Below are 289 nucleotides of genomic sequence, written 5' to 3' on the forward strand. Positions count from 1 at the left end.
CACCCCGCACTTGCGCAAGGCGGGCAAGCAGTTCGAACAGGGCATGCCGATTGCGCAGGCCGATGGGCTCCATCCAGGACCTGTCGATGGACACTGGATGATGGTGCAGACACACCAGGTGATGCTTGTGCGGTGCCTCGGCAAGCGACCGTTCGAGCATCTTCAACTGCTCGTCGGCCAGATGACCCGCCGCCGAACCTGCGATGGCGGAATCGAGCAGCGTCACTCGCCAGGCACCGATGTCCACCACCTGCTCCAGCCACTGCGTACCCCGCGCGGCCTGCTGCAT

General features: G+C 64.7%; 1 pseudogene. It reads right to left on the minus strand.

Features of this window, described 5'->3' with window-relative positions:
* Positions 1 to 289, minus strand: a pseudogene (locus QMX89_RS22755) (phosphodiesterase); the annotation flags it as partial.

It is taken from the genome of Pseudomonas sp. PS01301 (assembly GCF_029960215.1).
Lineage (GTDB): Bacteria > Pseudomonadota > Gammaproteobacteria > Pseudomonadales > Pseudomonadaceae > Aquipseudomonas > Aquipseudomonas coleopterorum.